At 69.4% G+C, this 20737-nt stretch carries 14 protein-coding genes and 1 tRNA gene; 12 read left to right on the forward strand and 3 right to left on the reverse strand.

Annotated elements, in window-relative coordinates; genetic code table 11:
* Positions 1-39: 39 nt before the first annotated feature.
* The gene (locus ACOGI9_RS00210) at positions 40-1995 is read right to left on the reverse strand and encodes a PQQ-binding-like beta-propeller repeat protein (protein ID WP_419857912.1); all 1956 of its coding nucleotides are present in this window, start codon (positions 1993-1995) and stop codon (positions 40-42) included.
* Between the two features lie 201 nt (positions 1996-2196).
* On the opposite strand from ACOGI9_RS00210, the gene ACOGI9_RS00215 reads away from it, so the two are divergent.
* The 7 genes from ACOGI9_RS00215 (at position 2197) to ACOGI9_RS00245 (ending at position 10585) form a co-directional block, all read left to right on the forward strand.
* A complete protein-coding gene (locus tag ACOGI9_RS00215; RefSeq protein WP_419857913.1) occupies positions 2197-2667 on the forward strand; it encodes a hypothetical protein in 471 nt (156 codons plus the stop codon).
* Positions 2668-2699: 32 nt separating this feature from the next.
* Positions 2700-3185 carry a hypothetical protein gene (locus ACOGI9_RS00220; RefSeq protein WP_419857914.1) on the forward strand — a complete coding sequence of 162 codons (486 nt, stop codon included), beginning with the start codon at positions 2700-2702 and terminating at the stop codon, positions 3183-3185.
* A gap of 33 nt (positions 3186-3218) precedes the next feature.
* Entirely contained in the window at positions 3219-4025 is an 807-nt protein-coding gene (locus ACOGI9_RS00225) for a carbohydrate-binding family 9-like protein (protein WP_419857915.1), read from the forward strand.
* Complete coding sequence (locus ACOGI9_RS00230; protein ID WP_419857916.1) at positions 4022-5122, forward strand: hypothetical protein; 1101 nt, start codon at positions 4022-4024, stop codon at positions 5120-5122. The genes ACOGI9_RS00225 and ACOGI9_RS00230 overlap by 4 nt, the downstream gene beginning before the upstream one ends.
* A gap of 115 nt (positions 5123-5237) precedes the next feature.
* Positions 5238-7292: a S9 family peptidase gene (locus ACOGI9_RS00235; protein WP_419857917.1), complete on the forward strand. Its 2055-nt coding sequence runs from the start codon at positions 5238-5240 to the stop codon at positions 7290-7292.
* A gap of 24 nt (positions 7293-7316) precedes the next feature.
* Positions 7317-9371, forward strand: a complete 2055-nt coding sequence (locus tag ACOGI9_RS00240; protein ID WP_419857918.1) for a bifunctional aldolase/short-chain dehydrogenase — start codon at positions 7317-7319, stop codon at positions 9369-9371.
* Entirely contained in the window at positions 9368-10585 is a 1218-nt protein-coding gene (locus ACOGI9_RS00245; protein ID WP_419857919.1) for a serine hydrolase domain-containing protein, read from the forward strand. Before ACOGI9_RS00240 ends, ACOGI9_RS00245 begins: the two co-directional genes overlap by 4 nt.
* A gap of 1 nt (position 10586) precedes the next feature.
* On the opposite strand, the gene ACOGI9_RS00250 is transcribed toward ACOGI9_RS00245, so the two are convergent.
* Positions 10587-11918, reverse strand: coding sequence for an amidohydrolase (locus ACOGI9_RS00250; protein WP_419857920.1), 1332 nt, complete (start codon positions 11916-11918; stop codon positions 10587-10589).
* A 50-nt stretch (positions 11919-11968) separates the two neighbouring features.
* Between ACOGI9_RS00250 and ACOGI9_RS00255 the strand changes: the two genes are divergently transcribed.
* A tRNA-Arg gene (locus ACOGI9_RS00255) sits at positions 11969-12042 on the forward strand.
* A gap of 48 nt (positions 12043-12090) precedes the next feature.
* Here ACOGI9_RS00255 and ACOGI9_RS00260 read toward each other — a convergent pair.
* Complete coding sequence (locus tag ACOGI9_RS00260) at positions 12091-14571, reverse strand: TonB-dependent receptor plug domain-containing protein (protein ID WP_419857921.1); 2481 nt, start codon at positions 14569-14571, stop codon at positions 12091-12093.
* A 102-nt stretch (positions 14572-14673) separates the two neighbouring features.
* Here ACOGI9_RS00260 and ACOGI9_RS00265 point away from each other — a divergent pair, with 102 nt between their 5' ends.
* The 4 genes from ACOGI9_RS00265 (at position 14674) to ACOGI9_RS00280 (ending at position 20737) form a co-directional block, all read left to right on the forward strand.
* A complete protein-coding gene (locus tag ACOGI9_RS00265; RefSeq protein ID WP_419857922.1) occupies positions 14674-16350 on the forward strand; it encodes a DUF885 family protein in 1677 nt (558 codons plus the stop codon).
* 39 nt (positions 16351-16389) lie between these two features.
* Complete coding sequence (locus ACOGI9_RS00270; RefSeq protein ID WP_419857923.1) at positions 16390-17091, forward strand: HAD hydrolase-like protein; 702 nt, start codon at positions 16390-16392, stop codon at positions 17089-17091.
* The gene (locus ACOGI9_RS00275) at positions 17088-17786 is read left to right on the forward strand and encodes a uracil-DNA glycosylase (RefSeq protein WP_419857924.1); all 699 of its coding nucleotides are present in this window, start codon (positions 17088-17090) and stop codon (positions 17784-17786) included. Before ACOGI9_RS00270 ends, ACOGI9_RS00275 begins: the two co-directional genes overlap by 4 nt.
* A gap of 146 nt (positions 17787-17932) precedes the next feature.
* The gene (locus tag ACOGI9_RS00280) at positions 17933-20737 is read left to right on the forward strand and encodes a prolyl oligopeptidase family serine peptidase (RefSeq protein ID WP_419857925.1); all 2805 of its coding nucleotides are present in this window, start codon (positions 17933-17935) and stop codon (positions 20735-20737) included.

Raw genomic sequence — 20737 nt, forward strand, 5'->3', positions numbered from 1 at the left:
GTGGTCTTCCGCGGGTGGCCGGCTGCCGGATCCGCTGGGCTAGCCGGGGAGCCGCAGGGCGACGAGTTCCGCGGGCACGCCGCGCCCCGCCACGGCGGCGACGATGTACTGACTTCCGTCGTGCATGTACGTCATCGGGACGCCGGTCTGGTGCGACGGCAGTTCGATCTCGGCCAGGATCTCGCCCGTCTCCTTGTCGTGCGCGCGCAGGAGGCCGGTGAGGTCCGCCGACATCGTCCCTCCGCCCGTTCCCGCGAAGAGCAGCGTGCGCGTGGCGAGGAGTCCCGCCCGGCTGGGCCGCCCGGTGCGCGGGACGTCGACGCCTTCCAGCGCCGGGTGTTCGTCCACGAACGACGGCGTGTGGTCGTTCGCGACCTGCCACACCTTCTGCCCTGTATTCATGTCGAGTGCCGTGATCCGTCCCCACGGCGGCTTCAGGATCGGCAGGCCCTGCGGGCCGCCGACGCCCCGGGGACGTCCGGCGATGTAGCGCATGTTCGACGATTCGGGATCGTTCACGAGGCCGATCACGGTGCCGCGCGTCGCGGACCCCACGAAGAGCCGCTGCGTCTCCGGGTCGTAGGCCGCGCCCGGCCAGTTCGCCCCGCCAAGACTGCCCGGCGTGATGAGGGTCCCCTGGTTGCCCCCTTCGACGAGCACGGTCGGCGGCGTGAACAACTCGCCGAGCGTGAGGTTCTTCGCGATCTCGAGCGCCTCCGCCTTCAGTTCCGGCGTGAGGTCGATCAGGTCGTCCTCGGTCGCGCCCTGCATGTCGAACGGCACGGGCAGCGTCGGAAAGGGCTGCGTGGGTGCGTACCATTCCCCCGGCACGTCGCCGGCGGGAACGGGCCGTTCCTCGATCGGCCACACGGGCTCGCCCGTCACGCGGTCGAAAACGTACGTGAAGGCCTGCTTCGTCACCTGCGCCACCGCCTGGATCTCCCGCCCGTCCACCGTGATGTCCATCAGAACGGGCGCCGCCGGCGGATCGAAGTCCCAGATCCCGTGGTGGACGGTCTGGAAATACCACACGACTTCGCCCGTGCGCGCGTCCACGCACACGAGGCTCTGCGAGTAGAGGTTGTCGCCGGGGCGGTGGCCCCCGTAGTAGTCGCCCGTCCCCGCTTCCACCGGCAGATAGACGTAGCCCAGGTCGAGGTCCGCCGTGAACGGCGTCCAGACCGCGGCGTTCCCGGTGTAGTCCCAGGATTCGTCTTCCCACGTCTCGTGGCCGGGATCGCCCGGCTGGGGGATGGTGTGGAAGGTCCACAGTTGCTCGCCCGTGCGCGCGTCGAACCCCCGCACGTGACCCGGCGGCATCTCCTTGGTCGGAGGACGTCCCCCCTGCGGGAGCGCGGCCCCGACGACGATCACGTCCCCGACGACGACCGGGGGAGAACTCGAGCCGATGCGGTCGTTCACCAGGTCCACTTCCCGCCCGAGTCCGAGCTTGAGGTCCACGATCCCGTCCTCGCCGAAGGCCGGGTCGGGGCGGCCGGTCTTCGCGTCCAGCGAGACCATGTGATAGGCGGGGGTGATGAGAAGCACCCGTTCCTCGACGCCATCCGTCCAGTAGCCGACGCCGCGCCCGGAGTTGCCGCGCGGGGCGTTCCGGCCGCGTTCGCCCTCGTCGAGCCGATACATCCAGAGCGTCTCCCCCGTCTCCGGATCGATCGCCACCGCCGCCCGCCGGAATCCCGCCGTGGCATAGAGGACCCCGTTCGCGTACAGCGGGGTCACGCGGTAGTAGCCCTCCGGGGTCGGGCCGAAGTTGCGCGCCTGCCAGCGCCACGCGATCTCCAGGTCCCCGACGTTCGAGGCGTCGATCTGGTCGAGCGGCGCGTAGCGCGTGGACCCGGCGTCTCCGGCCCAGTAGCGCCACTCCCCTTCCGTCGTGCCGGACTGTGCCGCCAGCGCGAAAGGCCCGGCGCCGAGTCCCGCGCCGAGCACGACCAGACGGCCCAGCCGGTTGGAACACCTGTGGCTTCCCTTCATCCGTTCCGCTCCACGTGACTTGTGCGAAGCTCCAAGCGACCCCCGGGGCTTTCCCCGGCAACGTCCTACAGTCCGATGCGACGCTCCGACGGGCAACACTTCACGTATCTCGAAACCTCGGGCAGAAACTCGCGAATGCCCGGGGCACGACACTAGATTTCGCGTCGTTGGAAGCGCGGGAGATCCATGAGACTTCGTGGCTTGGTGATACTGACAGCGGCGATCGCGCCTGCCCTGTCGTGTGGCGGGGACGGGATCGGGCCCCGCGGTAACCTGTGCGATACACGGCACGGCGCCGAGGTGTGCGTGGACCGGCCCGAGTACCGGTCCAGCGAATCCATCCTCATCACCACGCGCAACGTGTCCGACCGCCCCATCTTCAAGGATGCGTGCGGTACGACCGCGTTGCCGGTGCCGGATCCCGGGGAGGACTTCAGGCCGCGCTACAATCCGCGGCGGCACTGCGGCCCGGGGGTCACACAAACCGTGGTCGTCGAGCGGATGGTGAGACTCGAGCCCGGAGCATCGACGCGTGAGACCCTGCGGTTGGGTTACTCTCCGCAGGACTTCTTTCACGTGACCGTATGGCTTCTGACGCCGGACGGGGAGCCGGCCTTCGACACGCCGGCGACGAGCGGCGTCTTCGTCATCTTCCCCGGAGCCAGCAACTGAACCACGAACCCGTCAACCTCCGGAGACCGAAGATGTCGCGCAGGTTGCTCATGTCCATTCCGGCCGCCGTCTTCGCGCTGTCATGCGGTGACGACGTCACGGGCCCCGTGGGTTCGCTCTGCGCGACGCAGCACGGCCTCGAGGTCTGCGTGGACCGGCCTGAATACGAACCGAGGGAGTCGATCACCGTCACCACGCGCAACGTGTCCGGGGCTCGGATCTTCAAGGACTCGTGCGCGATCAAGGCCGTGGGCGTGACCAACCTCGAAGTGGAATTCGAGGCGTTCTACAACCCTACGCTGCACTGCGGCCGCGACGCTACGCACGCCGACATCGTCGAGCACATGGTCGAACTCGAACCCGGAGACTCGACGCGGGAAACCGTGACGCTCCCGTTTTTTTCGTTCCAGGGATGGTATCGCGTGAACGTGTGGCTGCTGGATGCGGAAGGGAACCTCGCGGTCGACACTCCGGCGACGAGCGGGATCTTTCAGGTCTTCCCCTCCGTCGGGGAGTAGCAGCCCGTGGGAAATGCGTTGCTCCTCGGTCACATGGCTCTGCTTTGCTCCCTCGTCGCGCCTGCGGCGGGCCAGGCGCCGGCCGCGTTGCGCGAATACCATGCGCCGCCCGCCATCTCCCCGCCCGCGATCGACGGATCGCTCGATGACGCGGCCTGGAGCGCCGCGCCGTGGACGGAGCCCTTCGTCGACATTCGCGGCGAGGGCTGGCCGGAACCCCACCTCGGGACGCGCGCCAGGATCGTCTGGGATGAACGCTTCCTCTACGTGGGCGCCGAACTCGAGGAGCCGCACCTCTGGGCGACGCTGGCCGACCGCGACGCCATCCTGTACCGGGAACACGACTTCGAGGTCTTCCTCGACCCGGACGGCGACGGTCTCGCCTACTACGAACTCGAGATCAACGCGCTCGGGACCGAGTTCGACCTCTTCCTCGACAAGCCGTACCGCCGAAAAGGAAGGGCGGACATCGCCTGGGACATCGAGGGTCTGCGCACCGCGGTGCGTCTCGAGGGCACGCTGAACGACCCCTCCGACGAGGACACCGGCTGGTCGGTCGAGATCGCGATTCCCTGGTCGGCGCTGCGTCCCCCCGGCGCCCCCGCGGACGCGGCGGTCGCGGCCCCGCGGCCCGGCGACGTGTGGCGCGTGAACTTCTCCCGCGTGCAGTGGCCGCTCACGGTCGTGGACGGCCAATACCGGAAGTTGCGGGAGCCCGCGGACTGGAGCGACCATCCCGAAGACAACTGGGTGTGGTCGCCGCAGGGTGAGATCGACATGCACATACCCGAGAGGTGGGGCGTCGTGCGCTTCGTCGCCGACCGGGACGCGTCCCCGTGAAGCGCAGGGAGTTCGTGCGGGCCGCCGGCGGCGCGGCGGCGCTGGGGGCGGCGCTCCCCGCCTGCGCGTTGCCGCCCGATCCGGAAGCCTCCTTCACGCTGTGGACGTGGGTGCACGGGGACCGCGACCGCGACGACGCCGCCTGGCGCGAACGGTTCGCCCGGCTGCGCGAGGCCGGCTTCCACGCCGTCCTCGTGGGTGGCGGCGATATCGATCTGGTTTCCGGAGCGGCCCGCGCCGAGGGACTCGAGTTTCACCGCTGGTTCTGGACGATGAACCGCAACGGCGACGCGTGGGTGCAGGAGAACCATCCGGAGTGGTTCACGGTGAGCCGCAACCTGGAGAGTTCGCTCGATCATCCCCCCTACGTCGGGTACTACAAGTGGGTCTGCCCTTCTCGCGAACCCGTGCGCGAATACCTGCGCGGACGCATCGCGGATCTCGCCGCCCACCCGGCGGTGGATGGCGTCCACCTCGACTACGTGCGCCACTGCGACGTCATCCTCCCCCGCGCGCTCTGGGAGACCTACGACCTCGTACAGGATGTCGAGCACCCGGAGTTCGACTTCTGCTACTGCGACGTCTGCCGCGAACAGTTTCGCGCACTGGACGGACGGGATCCGCTGGAGATCCCCGACCCGCCCGCCGACGAGGCCTGGCGCCGCTTCCGGTGGGACTCCGTGACGGGCGCCGTGCGCGAACTCGCCGAGGCGGCCCACGAGCAGGGGAAGCCCATCACGGCCGCCGTCTTCCCGACCCCTTCCATCGCCCGCACGCTGGTCCGCCAGGACTGGGACCGGTGGCCCCTCGACCGCTTCTTCCCGATGCTCTACCAGAGCTTCTACCTGGAGGACATCCCCTGGATCGGCGAGGGCGTGCGCGAGGGCATCGCGGCCCTCGAGGCGACGGCTCCCCTCGCGGGCGCGCGGGGCGCCCGGCCGCTGAACGCCGGACTCTACCTGCCCGCGCTCGATCCCGCCGCGCTGGCGGAGGCTGTCGCGACCGCGCGCGAGGCGGGCGCGGCCGGCGTCTCGATGTTCGAGATGGACGGCCTCACGGATGAACACCTCGCCGCCCTCCGCGACGTCACGACCTAGCCCACGGCGCCCGCCGGCCCCGGCCGGAGAGCGGCGTCGGGCTCTTGTCACCCGGGGACGACCCTGTCAACATCGATGGACCGCGACGGGCCACCGCCAACCGCAGGAGTCTGCCATGTCTCGCCGCATCCTCGGACTCGGAATCCTCGCCGTTCTCGTCTCCGCCGCCCCCGCCTCCGGCCAACGCCGCGCGATGACGATCGTGGACCTCATCGACATCCCCGGCCTCGCCGATCCCCGGATATCGCCGGACGGATCGGAGGTGCTCTACGTGAGGACGGACACCGACTGGGAAGCCAACGGCACCGTTTCCCACATCTGGCGCGTCGCGATGGACGGCTCGGGCACGACGCGCATGACGAACGGCGAGGGCGGCGAATCGAGCCCGCGCTGGTCGCCCGATGGCTCGCGCATCGCCTTCGTCGCGAACCGGCACGACACGGAGCACAACCAGGTGTTCGTGATGCCGACCCGTGGCGGCGAGGCCGGCGCCGTGAGCGAACACCCGACGCCCGTGGGTTCGATTTCGTGGTCCGGCGATGGCGACTGGATCTACTTCACCGCCGTCGACGAGAAGTCCGAAGCCGAGAAGGCGCGCGAAGCGGTCAACGACAACGTGTTTCGTTATGAAGAGGACAGGCGCCCGACCGGACTGTGGCGGGTTTCGAGCGAAGGCGGGGCGGCGGAGCGCGTGACGGAACCCGGCCTGATGGTCCGGGGGTATTCGATCTCGCGCGACGGCACGCTCCTCCTCGTGCAGTTGGCGCCCACCGCCCTCTTCGACGATCTGCTCAACTCCGAACTGTGGGTGATGGGCCCCGACGGGACGGGCCCGCGACGGATCACCGACAACCACGTCGGCGAAGTCGGCGCATCCCTTTCGCCGGACAACGGCCACGCGCTCTTCGTCGCGAACACGAACGACGAACTGAGCGACTTCTACTTCAACCAGCGCCTGTTCGTCGTCCCGACCGCTGGCGGCGACCCCGTCTCGGTGGTGCCCGGCGGGAGCTTCGACGTGAACGCCGCCGTGTGGTCCCGAGACGGCCGCTCGATCTACTTCCGCGCCAACACGGGCGTTCGCCAGCAGATCTACTCCGTGCCCGCCGACGCCTCGGATGCGGGGCGGGCCGAAGCGGTCACCGAGGGAGACCACTCGGTCGGCGCCTGGGACTACCACCCCTCATCCGGCACGCACCTCTATTCCGTCAGCAGTGCGACCAACGCCGGGGACCTGTGGGCGACGGCCGGGCCCGGGGGGCCGCGGCAGGTCACCCGCCTCTTCGACTACCTCGCCGAGGAGTTCCTCCTGCCGCGCATGGAGGCCGTGCAATACGCGGGCGAGGACGGCGTCGAGGTGGAGGGACTCATCTTCTATCCCATCGACTACCAGGAAGGCGAGCGCTATCCGCTCGTCGTGCAGACGCACGGTGGTCCGCCGTCCTCCGACAAGTTCCGCTTCGCACGCTCGAGCAACTATGAGACCGTGCTCGCCGCCCGCGGCTGGTTCGTCTTCAAGCCCAACTATCGCGGGTCCACCGGATACGGCGACGACTTCCTGCGCAACATGATCGGCAACTACTTCGACCAGGCCCACAAGGACGTGATGGCCGGAGTGGACTATCTCGTCGAGCGCGGACTCGTCGACGGCGACCGCATGGCGAAGATGGGCTGGAGCGCCGGCGGCCACATGACGAACAAGATCATCACGTACACGGACCGCTTCAAAGCCGCGTCGTCGGGCGCGGGGGCCGTGAACTGGATGTCGATGTACGCGCAGTCCGACGTCCGGATCTACCGCACGCCGTGGTTCGGGGGCACCCCGTGGTCCGAAGACGCCCCGATCGAGCAGTACATGGCGGACTCGCCGCTCTTCGACCTTCACAAGGTCGTGACCCCGACCCTCGTGCTCGTCGGGGAGAACGACGAGCGCGTGCCGATGCCGCAGTCCGTCGAACTGTACCAGGGACTGAAGCACAACGGCGTCCCGACCCACCTCTACGTGGCGCCCGAACAGGGTCACGGCTGGGTCGAACTGCAGCAGCGCCTGTTCAAGGCGAACGTCGAGCTGGACTGGTACTACCGCTGGGTGCTGGGCGAGGAGTACGAGTGGGAGACGTCCCCCGTCCACCCGGACGGGAAAGAGGCCGTCACCACGGCCGGCGGATAGCCCCGGATCGCGGAATCTCAAGAGATGAAAAGCGCGTGGAGCGAGCGCGAGGCGGCGGAGTTCGTCGAACGGTACGCCGCTGACGGCATCGGAGAGGACCTCGCGCTGCGAGTGTACACGACGCGGCTCCTGGGGTCCGAGCCTCGACTCGTGATGCACGGCGGCGGCAACACGTCGGTCAAGGGCCGGGCGCGCGACGTGACCGGGACGGAACTCGACGTGTTGTACGTGAAGGGGAGCGGGTGGGACATGGGGACGATCGAGCCGCCCGGCCTCCCCGCGGTGCAACTCGATCCACTTCTGGGGCTGGCGGAGATCGACGCCCTGTCCGACGAGGACATGGTGAACCTGCAGCGCCGCAACCTGCTCGACTCGAAGGCGCCGAACCCGTCGGTGGAGACGCTCCTGCACGCGTGGGTGCCGCGCACGTTCATCGACCACACGCACGCGAACGCGGCGCTCGTCCTCACGGACCAGCCGCACGGCGAAGAGATCTGCCGCGACGTCTACGGCGACCGCGCCGCCATCGTCCCGTACATCATGCCCGGCTTCGATCTGGCGAAGGCCGCGAAGGCGGCGGCGGACGCCCACCCGGAGGCGGAAGGGCTCGTCCTCCTCAAGCACGGGCTGTTCACGTTCGGGGACACGGCGCACGAGGCGTACGAACGCATGATCGAGTTCGTCAGCCTCGCCGAAGCGCGCATCGAGCGCGGGCGCAGCACGGTGTTCGCCGCCGCCGCGATGCCCCGGGCGGTCGCCTCCGCGAGCGAGATTGCGCCGACCGTCCGCGGCATGCTGGCGAACCGGCGGGACGGCGACGGCGGAGGATTCGAGCGCTTCATCCTCGAGCACAGGGCCAGCCCGGCCATCCTCGCCTACGTCGGCGGCTCGGAGCTGTCGCGCTACAGCCAGGTCGGCACCGTCACGCCCGACCACGCGATCCGCACGAAGCCGCTCCCCGTCGTGCTCCCCGCGCCCCCCGCCGGCGACCTCGCCGCCTGGGCCGAAGGGGCGCGAGCCTCCGTGGACGCGTACCGGGAGGCCTATGCCGTCTATTTCGAACGCCACAACCCGCGCTACGGCGGGACGAAGCGCATGCTCGACCCGAGTCCGCGCGTGATCCTGGTGCCGGGTGTGGGTCTGTTCGCCAGCGGCCGCGATGCCCGGGCCGCGGCGGCGGCGGCCGACCTCGCCGAGACCACGGTCGACGTCATCACGGACGCGGAGAGCATGGACCGCTTCGAGAGCATCACCGAGGCGGAGCTCTTCGACATCGAGTACTGGTCGCTCGAACAGGCGAAACTGGCCGGCGCGAAGGAGAAGGCGCTGGCCCGCCACGTCGTGGTCGTCACGGGCGGCGCGGGCGCGATCGGCCGGGCCACCGCCGCCGCGTTCCGGGCCGCCGGCGCCGAGGTCGCCCTCTTCGACCTCCCGGGCCCCGCGCTCGACGCCGCCGGCGCGGCCGGAGCGGGGCTCGCCGTCCCATGCGACGTGACGGACGACGCGTCCGTCGACCGCGCCTTCGGCATCGTCGCCGCCCGCTTCGGAGGCGTCGACATCCTCGTCTCGAACGCCGGGGCGGCATGGCGCGGTCCCATGGCCGACGTGACGGACGACGTGCTGAGAGAGAGCTTCGAGCTGAACTTCTTCGCCCACCAGCGCGTCACGCGCGCGGCCGTGCGTACGATGCGCGCCCAGGGGACGGGCGGCTGCCTCCTCTTCAACGTCTCCAAGCAGGCCGTCAACCCGGGCCCGGACTTCGGACCCTACGGGCTGCCGAAGGCGGCGACCCTCGGACTCGTGCGCCAGTACGCCATCGAGCACGGGTGGGAGGGCATCCGGTCGAACGGGGTCAACGCCGACCGCATCCGGAGCGGCGTGCTCACCGATGAGATGATCGCGTCTCGCTCCGAGGCCCGCGGCGTCAGCCAGGACGCCTACATGCGCGGCAACCTCCTCGGCCGGGAGGTCCGGGCCGAGGATGTCGCCGGGGCCTTCGTCTCCCTGGCCCTCGCCCGCGCGACGACGGGTGCGATCCTCACCGTGGACGGAGGCAACGTCGCCGCCGCCCTCCGTTGACCGAACGTAAAGGACCGGACGTGAACCTCCTCGGCCGAATAGTCCCGCTTGCGACGTGCATCGTCCTCGCCGCCTGTGCGCCGCAGGCGGAGGGGCCCGGCTGGCCCGGAGAGATGTGGCCCGTTTCCACAGCGGAAGCGGAGGGAGTGGACCCGGCCGCGATCGACTCGCTGATCGCCGACATCGACGCCGGACGCTACGGTCTCATCGACCAGTTTCTCCTCATCCGCAACGGGCGCGTGATCGCGGACCGGCGCTGGGACCACGGCGCCCGGTACGCCGAACTTCTCGCCGCGCAGGAGGACACGGCGGACCACCAATACAACTACGATCACCCGTCGTGGCACCCGTACTACCGGGACACGGACCTGCACTCGCTCCAGTCCGTGACCAAGAGCGTGACCTCGGTCGCGTTCGGCATCGCCGTGGACGAGGGCCACATCCCGGGCGTGGAAGCGTCGGCCTGGCCCTGGTTCGAGGCGTACGGCGTCGATCTCGCCGATCCGCGCCGCGCCGTCACGACGCTGGAGGACTTTCTCACCATGCGGAGCGGGATCGACTGGGCGGTGCCCGGCCAGACCTACGAGGACGAGGCGCACCCCACCGCGGTCCTGGAGGCGAGCGACCGGTGGATCGACTACGTCGTCGCGCAACCGGTGGGAACGGATCCCGGCACCCGCTTCGACTACAACGACGGCGTGAGCGTCCTGCTGGGGAAGGTCGTGCGCGGGGCCACCGGACAGCGGCTCGACGCGTGGGCGGAGGAACGCCTGTTCCGTCCCATCGGGATCGACGAGTACTACTGGAAGATCGCCCCCGACGGCGAAGTCGACAGCGAGGGCGGCCTCTACCTCTCCACCCACGACCTCGCCCGCGTCGGCTACCTCATGCTCCGGGGCGGGGAATGGGACGGCCGGCAGATCGTCTCCCGGCAATGGGTCGAAGCCTCGACCTCACCCGTCGTGCCCGACGTGGCCCCCGACAACGACCGGCCCGACACGGGTTACGGATACCAGTGGTGGGTACCGGTGCACGAGGACGGCGAAACGCGGGTCTTCGCGGGAAACGGATACGGAGGCCAGTTCATCCACATCGTGCCCGAACACGATCTCATCTCCGTCTTCAACGGCTGGACGCTCCACGAGCAGCCCGAACTCTTCAGCTGGACCGCGCTCCAGGACCGCATCCTCCCCGCAATCGTCCCTTCCCCCTGACTCAGGCGGGTTCGAGGCGGGCGGCGTGGCGCTCGATTTCGACCGCCAGTTGCTCCATCTCGGCGAGGACGGCGGCCTCGTCGATCGTTTCGAGCGTCCGGTCGCGCATGACCCAGCGCCCATCGACCATCACTGAGCGGACGTCGTCGCGGCCCACCGTGTAGACGAGATGTCCGTACACGTCGTACATCGGCGTCAGGTGCGGGCGGTCAAGGTCGATGAGGATGAGGTCGGCCCGGTAGCCTTCCGCGAGGCGTCCCACGCGGTCTCCCAGCCCGAGCGCCTCCGCCCCCACCGTCGTCGCCATGCGGACGATTTCGAGAGCGGGCGTGATGACCGGATCCATGTGAACGCCCCGCTGCAACAGTCCCGCGAAGCGCATCGCGGTCCACATGTCGAGGTCGTTCGAGCTCACCGGCCCGTCCGTGCCGAGGGCCACCGGAATCCCCTCTTCCAGCATGCGCGCGACCGGCGCGATGCCGGAACCCAGCTTGAGGTTGGAGAGCGGGTTGTGAAGGACCGCCGCCCCCGCGCGCCGAAGGCGCATGAAGTCGTCGTCGTCCAGGTGGACGCAATGCGCGAGCACCGTGCGCGCGTCGAGGATCCCGAGTTCATCGAGGTGCGCGACCGGCGTATGCCCGAAACGTTCGATCGTCTGCCGCACCTCGGTGGCCGTCTCGGAGCAGTGCGTGTGGAAGAGGGTCCCGGCACGATCGGCGAGGTCACGCGCCGCCCGGAGACCGTCCGGCGACACCGTGAGCGCATTGTGCGGTTGCACGCACGGGGTGAGCAGCGGCTCCTCCGCGTAGCGCTCCAGCCAGCGCTCGCCCGTCGCGATCCGGTCCTCCACGGAGACGCCGTCGGGTCCGTCGAAGTCGAAGAAAATCGGGCCGGTGACGAGCCGGAAGCCCGCTCCCAGCGCCGCGTCGGCTGCGGCCTCCGGGAACCAGAACATGTCGAGCGCGCACGTCGTCCCGCTCCGGAGCATCTCCGCCAGCGAGAGCCGCGCCCCGAGTTCGACGCTCTCGCGGCTGACGAACTCGCGCTCGGAAATCCAGAGACGCTCCAGCCAGGCCTCGAGCGGCAACTCCTCCACGAGACTCCGGAAGAGGGAGTCGGCCAGGTGCGTATGCGCGTTCACCAGCCCCGGCATGAGGAGGCGTCCCGTCGCGTCGATCGTCTCGGTAGCGTCGCAGCCCGCGAGTTCCTCGTGGGTCCCGACGGCGACGATCTTGCCGGCTCGCACCGCGACGGCGCCCGCTTCGAGAATCCGTTCCCCGGCGTCCATCGTGACGACGAGAGGGCCGAGAATAAGCGTGTCTACAGGTTCCATGGGACGGCAATCTTGGCCGCCCTCCGGCCCGCCCGCTAGTTTCCCGGCACGGCCCCGTAGCTCAGGCGGATAGAGCGCGGGATTCCTAATCCCGAGGCCGCTGGTTCGAGTCCAGCCGGGGTCATTCCGATCCGCCCACCTCTCGTGGCTGCCCCCCGTCTCGTGGCCGCGCTCAGTTCCCGACCAGGTTCACCCGCACGTACCAGATGCGTCCCGCCACGCCGTAGGGCGACTCCGAGGGGTACTCCATCGTCCAGAGCTGGGCCACGGCGTCGTCCGGGAGCCGGTTCGGCAGGCGGTCGAGCAGGTTGTTGGCGCCGACGCCCACCCGGATGCGGTCTCCCACCCGGAAGCTGACCTCCAGGTCGGCGATGGTCGCCGCGTCGATCGTGACGTTCTCCTCGAAGATGAACGGGGTCGTGACGGAGCCGATGTGGTTCAAGCCGAACCGCGCCCCGAGACCCTGCGCGAGACGGATATCGGCGCTGACGCCGATCCGGCTTCCGGGCTGGGCATCCTCGATCAGGGTCCGCTGGGTGTCTCCGATGAAGTCCTCGTTGCGGTTGGCGGTGATCTTCGTGCTGTTCCGGTGCAGGCTGGCCGACAGGTCCGCGGCCCCCCAGTCCATCCCGCGAAAGCGCCAGGTCGCCGCCACGTCGAATCCCTGCGTGCGCGTGTCGATCGCGTTGGTCCAGAACGCCACGGCGTCCACCGGCCGACCCTGGAACTGCGCGCCCGGCCGCAGCCCGTGGCTCTGATTGAGGCTCTGGGTCAGGGCGATCGCGTCGTTGACGGCGACACGGTAGTAGTCCGCCGTCACCAGCAGGCCGGCGTCGTTGGAGTAGACGAGTCCGCCCGTGAAGCTGAGCGATGTCTCGTGGCCCAGCGAACAGGCGCCGAAGTCGGAGCACGCGATCGGATCGCCCTCGGGCAGGAAGCCGGCGCTCACCAGACCCTCGCTGCCGCCCACGAAACCGATCGTGTTGAAGCCCCGCTGCGGGAGTCGCGGTGCCCGAAAACCGGTGGAAACCGCGGCGCGGAGCGCGGCGCCGGATTCGCCCAGCTCCACGCGGCCGGCCAGCTTGCCGGTCAGCGAACTTCCGGCGTCGGTGTAGTGCTCGAAACGGAGGGCGCCACCCAGCGTGCGCCCGCTCGGCGAACGCAACTCCATGTCCGCATACGCTCCGACGCTGTTGCGATCCTGTTCGCTCAGCCTGGCGGAAGTCGGGCTGTAGCCGGGGTAGCCCTGTATCCCGCAGCTCGCGTAGACCGTCCCATCGTTCTGGTGATGGGCCGCCGGAAAGCTGCCGGGCGTATCGCTCGGTCCACACGCCCACGAGGCGCGGTCGCCGGCTTCCATCCAGTACGAATCCCTCCGGAACGCTCCGCCGACCGCCAGAAACGCCGGGGTCGAACCCACCTCGATCTCCCGCGTCGCGTCGGCGTTCAGCGTCCACTGTCTGACGTTGAGCCCGCCGCTGAACGTGTTCCGCGGTCCGGCGTTGGCCGCGATGGAGGCTCCGTCGGCCCCGGGATTCCCGGCGAGGAACTCGGCCGCGTAGGACGGGTTGATCGAATTCTCGGCGCCGAAGGCGAACCGGCCGTGTCCGAACCCGAGGCTGAGATCTCCCGACCACTCGCCCACGTCGCCGCGCAATCCCGCCACGGCGGACTTGTCCATCAGGTCCGACTCCTCGACCGGGAAGAAGCCATCCGGATACACGTAGCTGACCGAGCGAGGCACCCAGTCCGCCTTGCGGTACAGGCCGTCCGAAACCGCTTCGCGACCGGAGTATCCCCCGAAGGCATAGAATTCGGCCGATTCGCCGACGGGGACCGCCGCATTGGCCATGAACGCCGCGCCCCTGTAGTCGGGTTCGCCGTTTCGCTGCAGCTGGATGACCTTCCCGCCGTCCGCACAGGGGCCGTAGGACGGATCGGGACCGAAGCAGGTAGGGGCCAGGCCCGCCCGGTTCGTGACCTCCTGCCGCGCGACCTCCATCGTGACGTTGAAGAAGCCGTCTCCGAGCGGGACTCCGGCGTTGGCCGAAGTGAACAGCCTCATTCCGTCACCGCGCGATGTTCGACCGAGGAAGGTGGCCGCGCTGACCCCGCTGGCGTCGTCCTTGAGCACGATATTGATCACGCCGGCGATGGCGTCCGAACCGTACTGTGACGCTGCACCTTCGCGCAGGACTTCGATCCGTTTGATGGCGTGGACCGGAATGGCACGCAGGTCCGTGCCCGTCGTCCCCTGCCCGGCCGCCGCGAGCACCTTCGCGAAGGCGACTCCGTGCCGTCGCTTGCCGTTGACCAGGACGAGCACCTGGTCGCCGTTCATTCCGCGCAGCGTCGCCACGTGGAGCGCCGCGCCATCGCCGGCGGACAACCGCGTGGAGTTGAAGGAGGGCGCGATGCGGCCGAGCACCTCCGCAAGGTCGATCTCTCCCATGCGCGCGATTTCCTCGGCGCCGTAGATATCCACGGGAACGGGAAGCGTGGCCGGGTCCGCGACACCGGCCCGCGACCCCACCACGACATCGAGTTCCGGGATCACGACGACCGTGTCCGGCGGTTCCTGGGCCGAGGCCGAGCCGGCCGAAACAAGGACTGCGAGGACCCCCGGAACGATCAACGAAGTCGGAGCTTTCATGGTCGCCTCCACGCTCTGTTGTGGCTCGCGGATTTCTGAGACTCCACACCACGTATCATAATGTGTCAGACGATCCGCGGGTTACACCCTCAAGGAGGCACCATGGCTTCCAGCCGACTCCGTCCATCGTTCATCCTTGCGGGAATCGCCGTTCTCGCCCTCGCCTTCGTTCTCGTGCAGGTAGCGCCGGATCGGGAGGATTCGGTTGCGATGGCGGGTCCGGACTCGCACGCCGACCTCGTCGCGTTGTTCGACGAGTGGCGCGAGTTCGAGCGCCCGGAGTTCATGGACGGCGTGCCCGACTACTCGGCGGCGGCGATGGCTCGCCAGCAGCAGGAACTCCCGGGCTGGCAGGCGAGGCTGGGCAACGGCGCCCCCGAGGGCTGGTCCGTGCCGGAGCAGATCGACTGGCACCTGGTCCGCGCCGAGATGAACGGACTCGACTTCGATCACCGCGTGCGCCGCCCCTGGGCGCGCGACCCCGCCTTCTACGTGACGATCTTCGCGGCGGAGAGCGACGTGCCGGCCCACGAGGGGCCGGTCATCCACGGCTGGATCGACCTCTGGACCTACGACTATCCGCTGTCGGAGGCGGATGCCGCCGAACTCGCGGGTCGCATCGGCGCGATCCCGGCGCTCCTGGAGCAGGCGCGCGATAATCTCGCGGACTCGAACGCGCGCGACCTCTGGCTTGCCGGCCCCCGGGCCTTTCGGGGCCAGGTGCGGGACCTCGACGACCTTGCGGCGGAGGTGGCCGGGACGAGCGCCGCGCTCGACGGGTCCATCGCCGACGCCCGCGCCGCCTCGGAGGCGTTCATCGCCTGGCTGGAGGAGGAGGCGCCCTCGCGCACCGGACCCTCCGGGGTGGGACGGGAGAACTACACGTGGTACATGCAGAACGTGCACCTCGTCCCGTATTCGTGGGAGGAACAGGTCACGATCATGCGGCGGGAACTCGCCCGCGCCCACGCTTCGATGCGGCTGGAGGAAAACCGCAACCGGCACCTGCCCGAACTCGAGCGCATCGCCTCGGCCGAGGAATACGACCGGAGGCTGAACGAGTCCGTCGACCGCTACATGCGCTTCCTGGACGAGGAGGAGGTACAGACGACGGCGGAGTGGATGGACCCGGCCCTCCGCGCCGTGAACGGGAGCTTCACGCCGGCCGAACCCGGCGAGATCCGGAACTTCTTCTCCGAGGTGAACTACCGCGACCCGGACGCCTTTCGGCCGCACATGCACCACTGGATCGAACTCGCGCAGATGCGGGTGGCCCCGCACGCGAGCCCGATCCGGGCCACGCCATCCCTCTACAACATCTTCGACTCCCGTTCGGAGGGACTCGCCACGGGGGTGGAGGAGATGTTCATGCACCTGGGGCTGCTCGAAGGTTCGCCCCGCTCCCGGGAACTCACCTGGATCATGCTGGCGCAGCGGGCGGCGCGGGCGCTGAGCGGCCTCTACCTGCACGGCGAGGTCTTCGACATGGAGGAGGCGGTGGCGCACGCGATGAAATGGACGCCGCGCGGGTGGCTCCCGGACGGCGCCCTCGTGCGCGGCGAGCAGAGCCTCTACCTGCGGCAGCCGGGGTACGGGACGAGCTACGTGACCGGGAAGATCCAGATCGAGGAACTGCTTTCGGAGTACGCCATCCAGGAGGGCGGAGAGTTCAGCGTGATGCGGTTCTTCGATGCCTTCTACGACATCGGGGTCATCCCCATCGTCCTCGGCCGCTGGGAGATGATCGGAGAGAAGGATCCCATCCTGGGGGCGAACTGACGCCGCCGATGGCGCGGGACGCCCCTTGAGGGCGCTCCGATGAAGGCGACCTGGATGCAGACGGCGCGGCGGCTCCTCCCGCGGCTCGCGAGCATGTCGCGCAGGATCCGGCCGACGTTCCACCTCGATTCGGTGAACGGCCTGAGCGCCGGGCGTTTGCGCGATCTGGGCGTCGAGGCCGTCCTGTGGGACGTGGATGGGACGCTGATGGCGCACCACGCCGGGCGGGTGGACCCCGCGCTCGCGCCCGGGTTCGAGGATCTGCTGCGGGCGCCCGGGCTGCGGCACGCGATCGTCTCCAACTGCCAGGAGGCGCGCTTCGCCGAGTTGGGGGAGATCTTCCCCGCGATCCCGGTGATGCTCGGATACGAGACCGGGGCGGGGGCGGCATTCCGGGTCCGCCGCGGCCCGCGCGAGTCGTGGCGCGGCCCCGGCGCGGCGGCGGCTTCGTCCGCTGGCGACGGGTCCCCCGGAGACCTGCGGCCGATCCGCAAGCCGAGTCGCCGACTCGTGCGGGCCGCGCTCGAGGAGCTGGGTGTCGCGGACCGTCCGGCGGCGGCGCTGATGGTGGGGGATCAGTACTTCACGGACATCGCGTCGGCGAACCTGGCCGGCGTCCGCTCCGTGAAGGTTCCCACGCTGCACCGGGCCAGCTTCCCGGCCCCGGTCCGCTGGTCGCAGCGGCTCGAAGCCGTGCTCTACCGGCTGAAGTACGGCCTTCCGCGGCCAGGCGGCGCTTGACGGACCCGGTCCTCGCCGCGATCGAGCGGGAGGTCACGGCCTGCCGGAAGTGCCCGCGGCTCGTCGAGTGGCGCGAGCGGGTGGCGCGGGAACGCCGGGCCGCCTTCCGCGACGACACGTACTGGGGTCGTCCGGTGCCGGGGTTCGGCGATCCGGCCGCGGGTCTCCTCATCGTCGGGCTCGCCCCGGCCGCGCACGGCGCCAACCGGACCGGGCGCATGTTCACCGGCGATCGATCCGGCGACTGGCTCTACCGCGCGCTGTACCGCGCCGGGTTCGCCTCGCAGCCCGACTCGACCGCCCGGCACGACGGACTGGTGCTCCGGGGCGCCTGGGTGACCGCCGCCGTGCGCTGCGCCCCGCCCGGAAACAAGCCCACCGCCGGGGAGCGCGAACGGTGCCGGGGCTACCTCGAGCGCGAACTGGACTTCTTCGACGACGCCCCCGTCATCGTCGCGCTGGGCGGGTTCTCGTTCTCCGCGCTCCTGAGGATCTTCCGTGAACGCGGGGAAGCCGTCCCGCGGCCCGCGCCCCGATTCGGCCACGGCGTGGAGGTCGAGATCGGGCGCCGCCTGCTGATCGGCTCCTATCACCCGAGCCAGCAGAACACGTTCACCGGCACGCTCACCGAGCCCATGTTCGACGCCATCTGGACCCGCGCGGCCCAACTCGTCACGCCACCTCGATGTCCGTGAGTTCTTCGTCGCCGCGTTTCGGGCCCCGACCGGGCGCGTACCCTTGCCCGGGACTCCCGTTTCCGGTGCATGTTGCGGGGTCGCGGACCCGTGGCCGCCCGCCGGATACTCCGTGGGGCGGCGCCCGCAAGTCAGGAGATCGAGAGATGAGGAACATTCCCCGAGGAATCACGACCATCCTCGCCATCGCGCTCGGAACCGCCGCCGGCCTGGTTCCCGAGAGGGCGGACGCGCAGGACAAGCCGACGCTCGCAGCGGACGACTACGACCAGTGGGAACGCCTGGGCCAGGCGTCGCTTTCGCCGGACGGACTCTGGCTCGCCGTCGTCGTCCGTCGCGTGGACGAGACTTCGGAGCTTCAAGTCCACCGCACGGACTCCGATTCGGTCGTCGTCGTCGCGGAAGGCTCGCGCCCCGAGTTCGGCGCGGACGGAAACTGGCTCGCGTACGCCATCGGCGTCTCCCCGGACGAGCGCGAGCGACTGCGCGAGAGGGGGGACCCCGTCCGCAACGGCACGGGACTCCTCAACCTGCGGGCGGGAGAGCAGGAGGAGATCGAGGCGATGCAGTCGTTCTCCTTCTCCGATGACGGGAGATACCTGGCGCTCCGCCGCTACGGCCCCGAGGAGAGCGGGAGCGACGGCGCCGACGTCCTGGTTCGGGATCTGACGCGGGGCGGGTCGATGAGCTTCGGCAACGTTGCGGCATTCGCCTGGCAGGAGGACGGGAGCCTGCTGGCCATGACCGTCGACGCCGAGGGTCGGGTCGGCAACGGAGTCCGGCTGTACGATCCGGAATCCGGTCGCATCCGCTCGCTCGACGCGGACGAGGCGACCTACCGGGAGCTGTCATGGCGCGAGGGCGCTCCGGACCTCGCCGTCCTCAAAACGTTCGAGGATGAACTGCACGAGGACACCGCCCATGTGGCTCTCGCGTGGCGCGACCTGGACTCCGACAGCCCCCGGTCGTTCGCGCTCGACCCGCGGGAACCCTCGGAACTCCCCGGAGGCACCCGGCTCGTCGAACACCGCGTCCCCTCCTGGTCCGACGACGGTTCCACCATCTTCCTCGGTCTCCAGGAGCGGATCCCGGTCGAGACCGCCGCCGAAGACGCGGAAGAGGAGGGCGAAGGGGAAGACGGCGAGGCGGACGAAGACGAAAACGGGCCCGAACGCGACGAGGAGGAGAGCCCCGGCGTCGAGGTCTGGCACTCGCTCGATGTCGATCCGATCCCCCAGCAGCGCGTGCGCGAGGACCGGCTGCGGCAGGAACACGATCTCGGCGCCTGGAATCTGGTTGATGGCGGTTTCCTCCTTCTGGGGGGCGACCACGCGGACCAGGTCGAGATCGCGGAGGGCGGGCGCCACGTGCTGGCCCGCGACGAGACGCCGTACGACGTCAACGCGATGTTCCGCCAGCAGTTCCACGACCTCTACGCCGTCGACGCGCGAACGGGGCGCCGCGAACTGGTTCGGGAGCGGGTGACGATCGACATGGGTTCGAGCCCCGGCGCACGCTACGCCGTCTGGTTCGAGGACGCCGACTACTGGACGCACGATCTGGCCACCGGCGAGACGCGCAACGTGACGTCCGGGCTCGGCGGGACGTTCGTCGACCTCGACCGGACGCCGACCCGGGAGCAGATGCCGCCCTTCGGCATCGCCGGCTGGCTGGAGGACGACGCGGCGCTGCTCGTGAACGACCGCTTCGACGTGTGGGAGGTGAACCCGGACGGGTCGGGCGGGAGGCGGCTCACGAACGGGGCGGAAGACTCGATCCGGTACCGCGTCGTGCGGATCGACCGGGACGCCGACGCCCTCGCTGCGGATGAACCGCTCTACTACTCGACCTACGGCGAGTGGACCAAGAAGGCCGGCTTCTCCCGCGGCCGCCGCGGAGAAACGCCGGAGCCGCTGATCTGGGCCGACGCCCGCTTCGCGGGCGGCCTGCTCAAGGCGGAGGATGCCGACGTGTACGCCTTCCGCCGCGAACGGTTCGACGACTCGCCCGACTACTTCGTCGCCGGACCGGATCTGGAAGAGGTGCGGCAGGTCACCCGCACGAACCCCTTCCAGGACGACTACGCCTGGGGCCGCACGCAACTCATCGACTATGAGAATGAATGGGGACGCCCCCTCCAGGGCGCGCTCGTCTATCCGGCCGACCACGATCCGGATCGGACATATCCCATGATCGTGTACCACTATGAACTGCTCTCGCAGAGTCTCCACCAGTACGTCGTTCCGGATCCCACGAGCTACTACAACATCCAGACCTGGAGCCAGGAAGGGTACTTCGTCTTCCAGCCGGACATCGTCTATCGCGACCGGCGCCCGGGACAGTCGAACGTGGAGACGCTGCGCCCGGCGGTGGCGGCGGCGGTCGAGACGGGGATGATCGACGCCGACCGCGTCGGACTCATCGGCCATTCGTGGGGCGGATATCAGACGACGTTCTTCGTCACCCAGGACGATCTCTTCGCGGCCGCGGTGGCGGGCGCGCCGCTCACGAACCTCATGAGCATGTACCTCTCCTTCTACTGGAACTCCGGGGGGACCGACGCCCGGATCTTCGAAATCAGCCAGGGCCGCATGCAGGTGCCGTGGTGGGAGGACTGGGATTCCTACTTCAACAACTCTCCGCTCCATCACATTCAGAACCTCAACACGCCCCTCCTGATGGAGTTCGGGACGGAGGACGGCGCCGTGGAGTTCAACCAGGGGGTCGAGTTCTACAACGCGGCCCGGCGGGCGGGGAAGCACATGGTGATGCTCGTCTACGAGGGGGAGAACCACGGGCTCGCGCGGGAGCCGAACCAGCGTGACTACCAGAGCCGCATCCTTCAGTGGTTCGCGCACTACCTGAAGGGGGAGCCGGCCCCGGAATGGATCACGACCGGCGTCCCCTGGCTGCAACAGAAGGACGGCCTCAGGAAGAAGAAGGTGAGCTGA

This window comes from Candidatus Palauibacter irciniicola (assembly GCF_965208695.1).
GTDB lineage: Bacteria > Gemmatimonadota > Gemmatimonadetes > Palauibacterales > Palauibacteraceae > Palauibacter > Palauibacter irciniicola.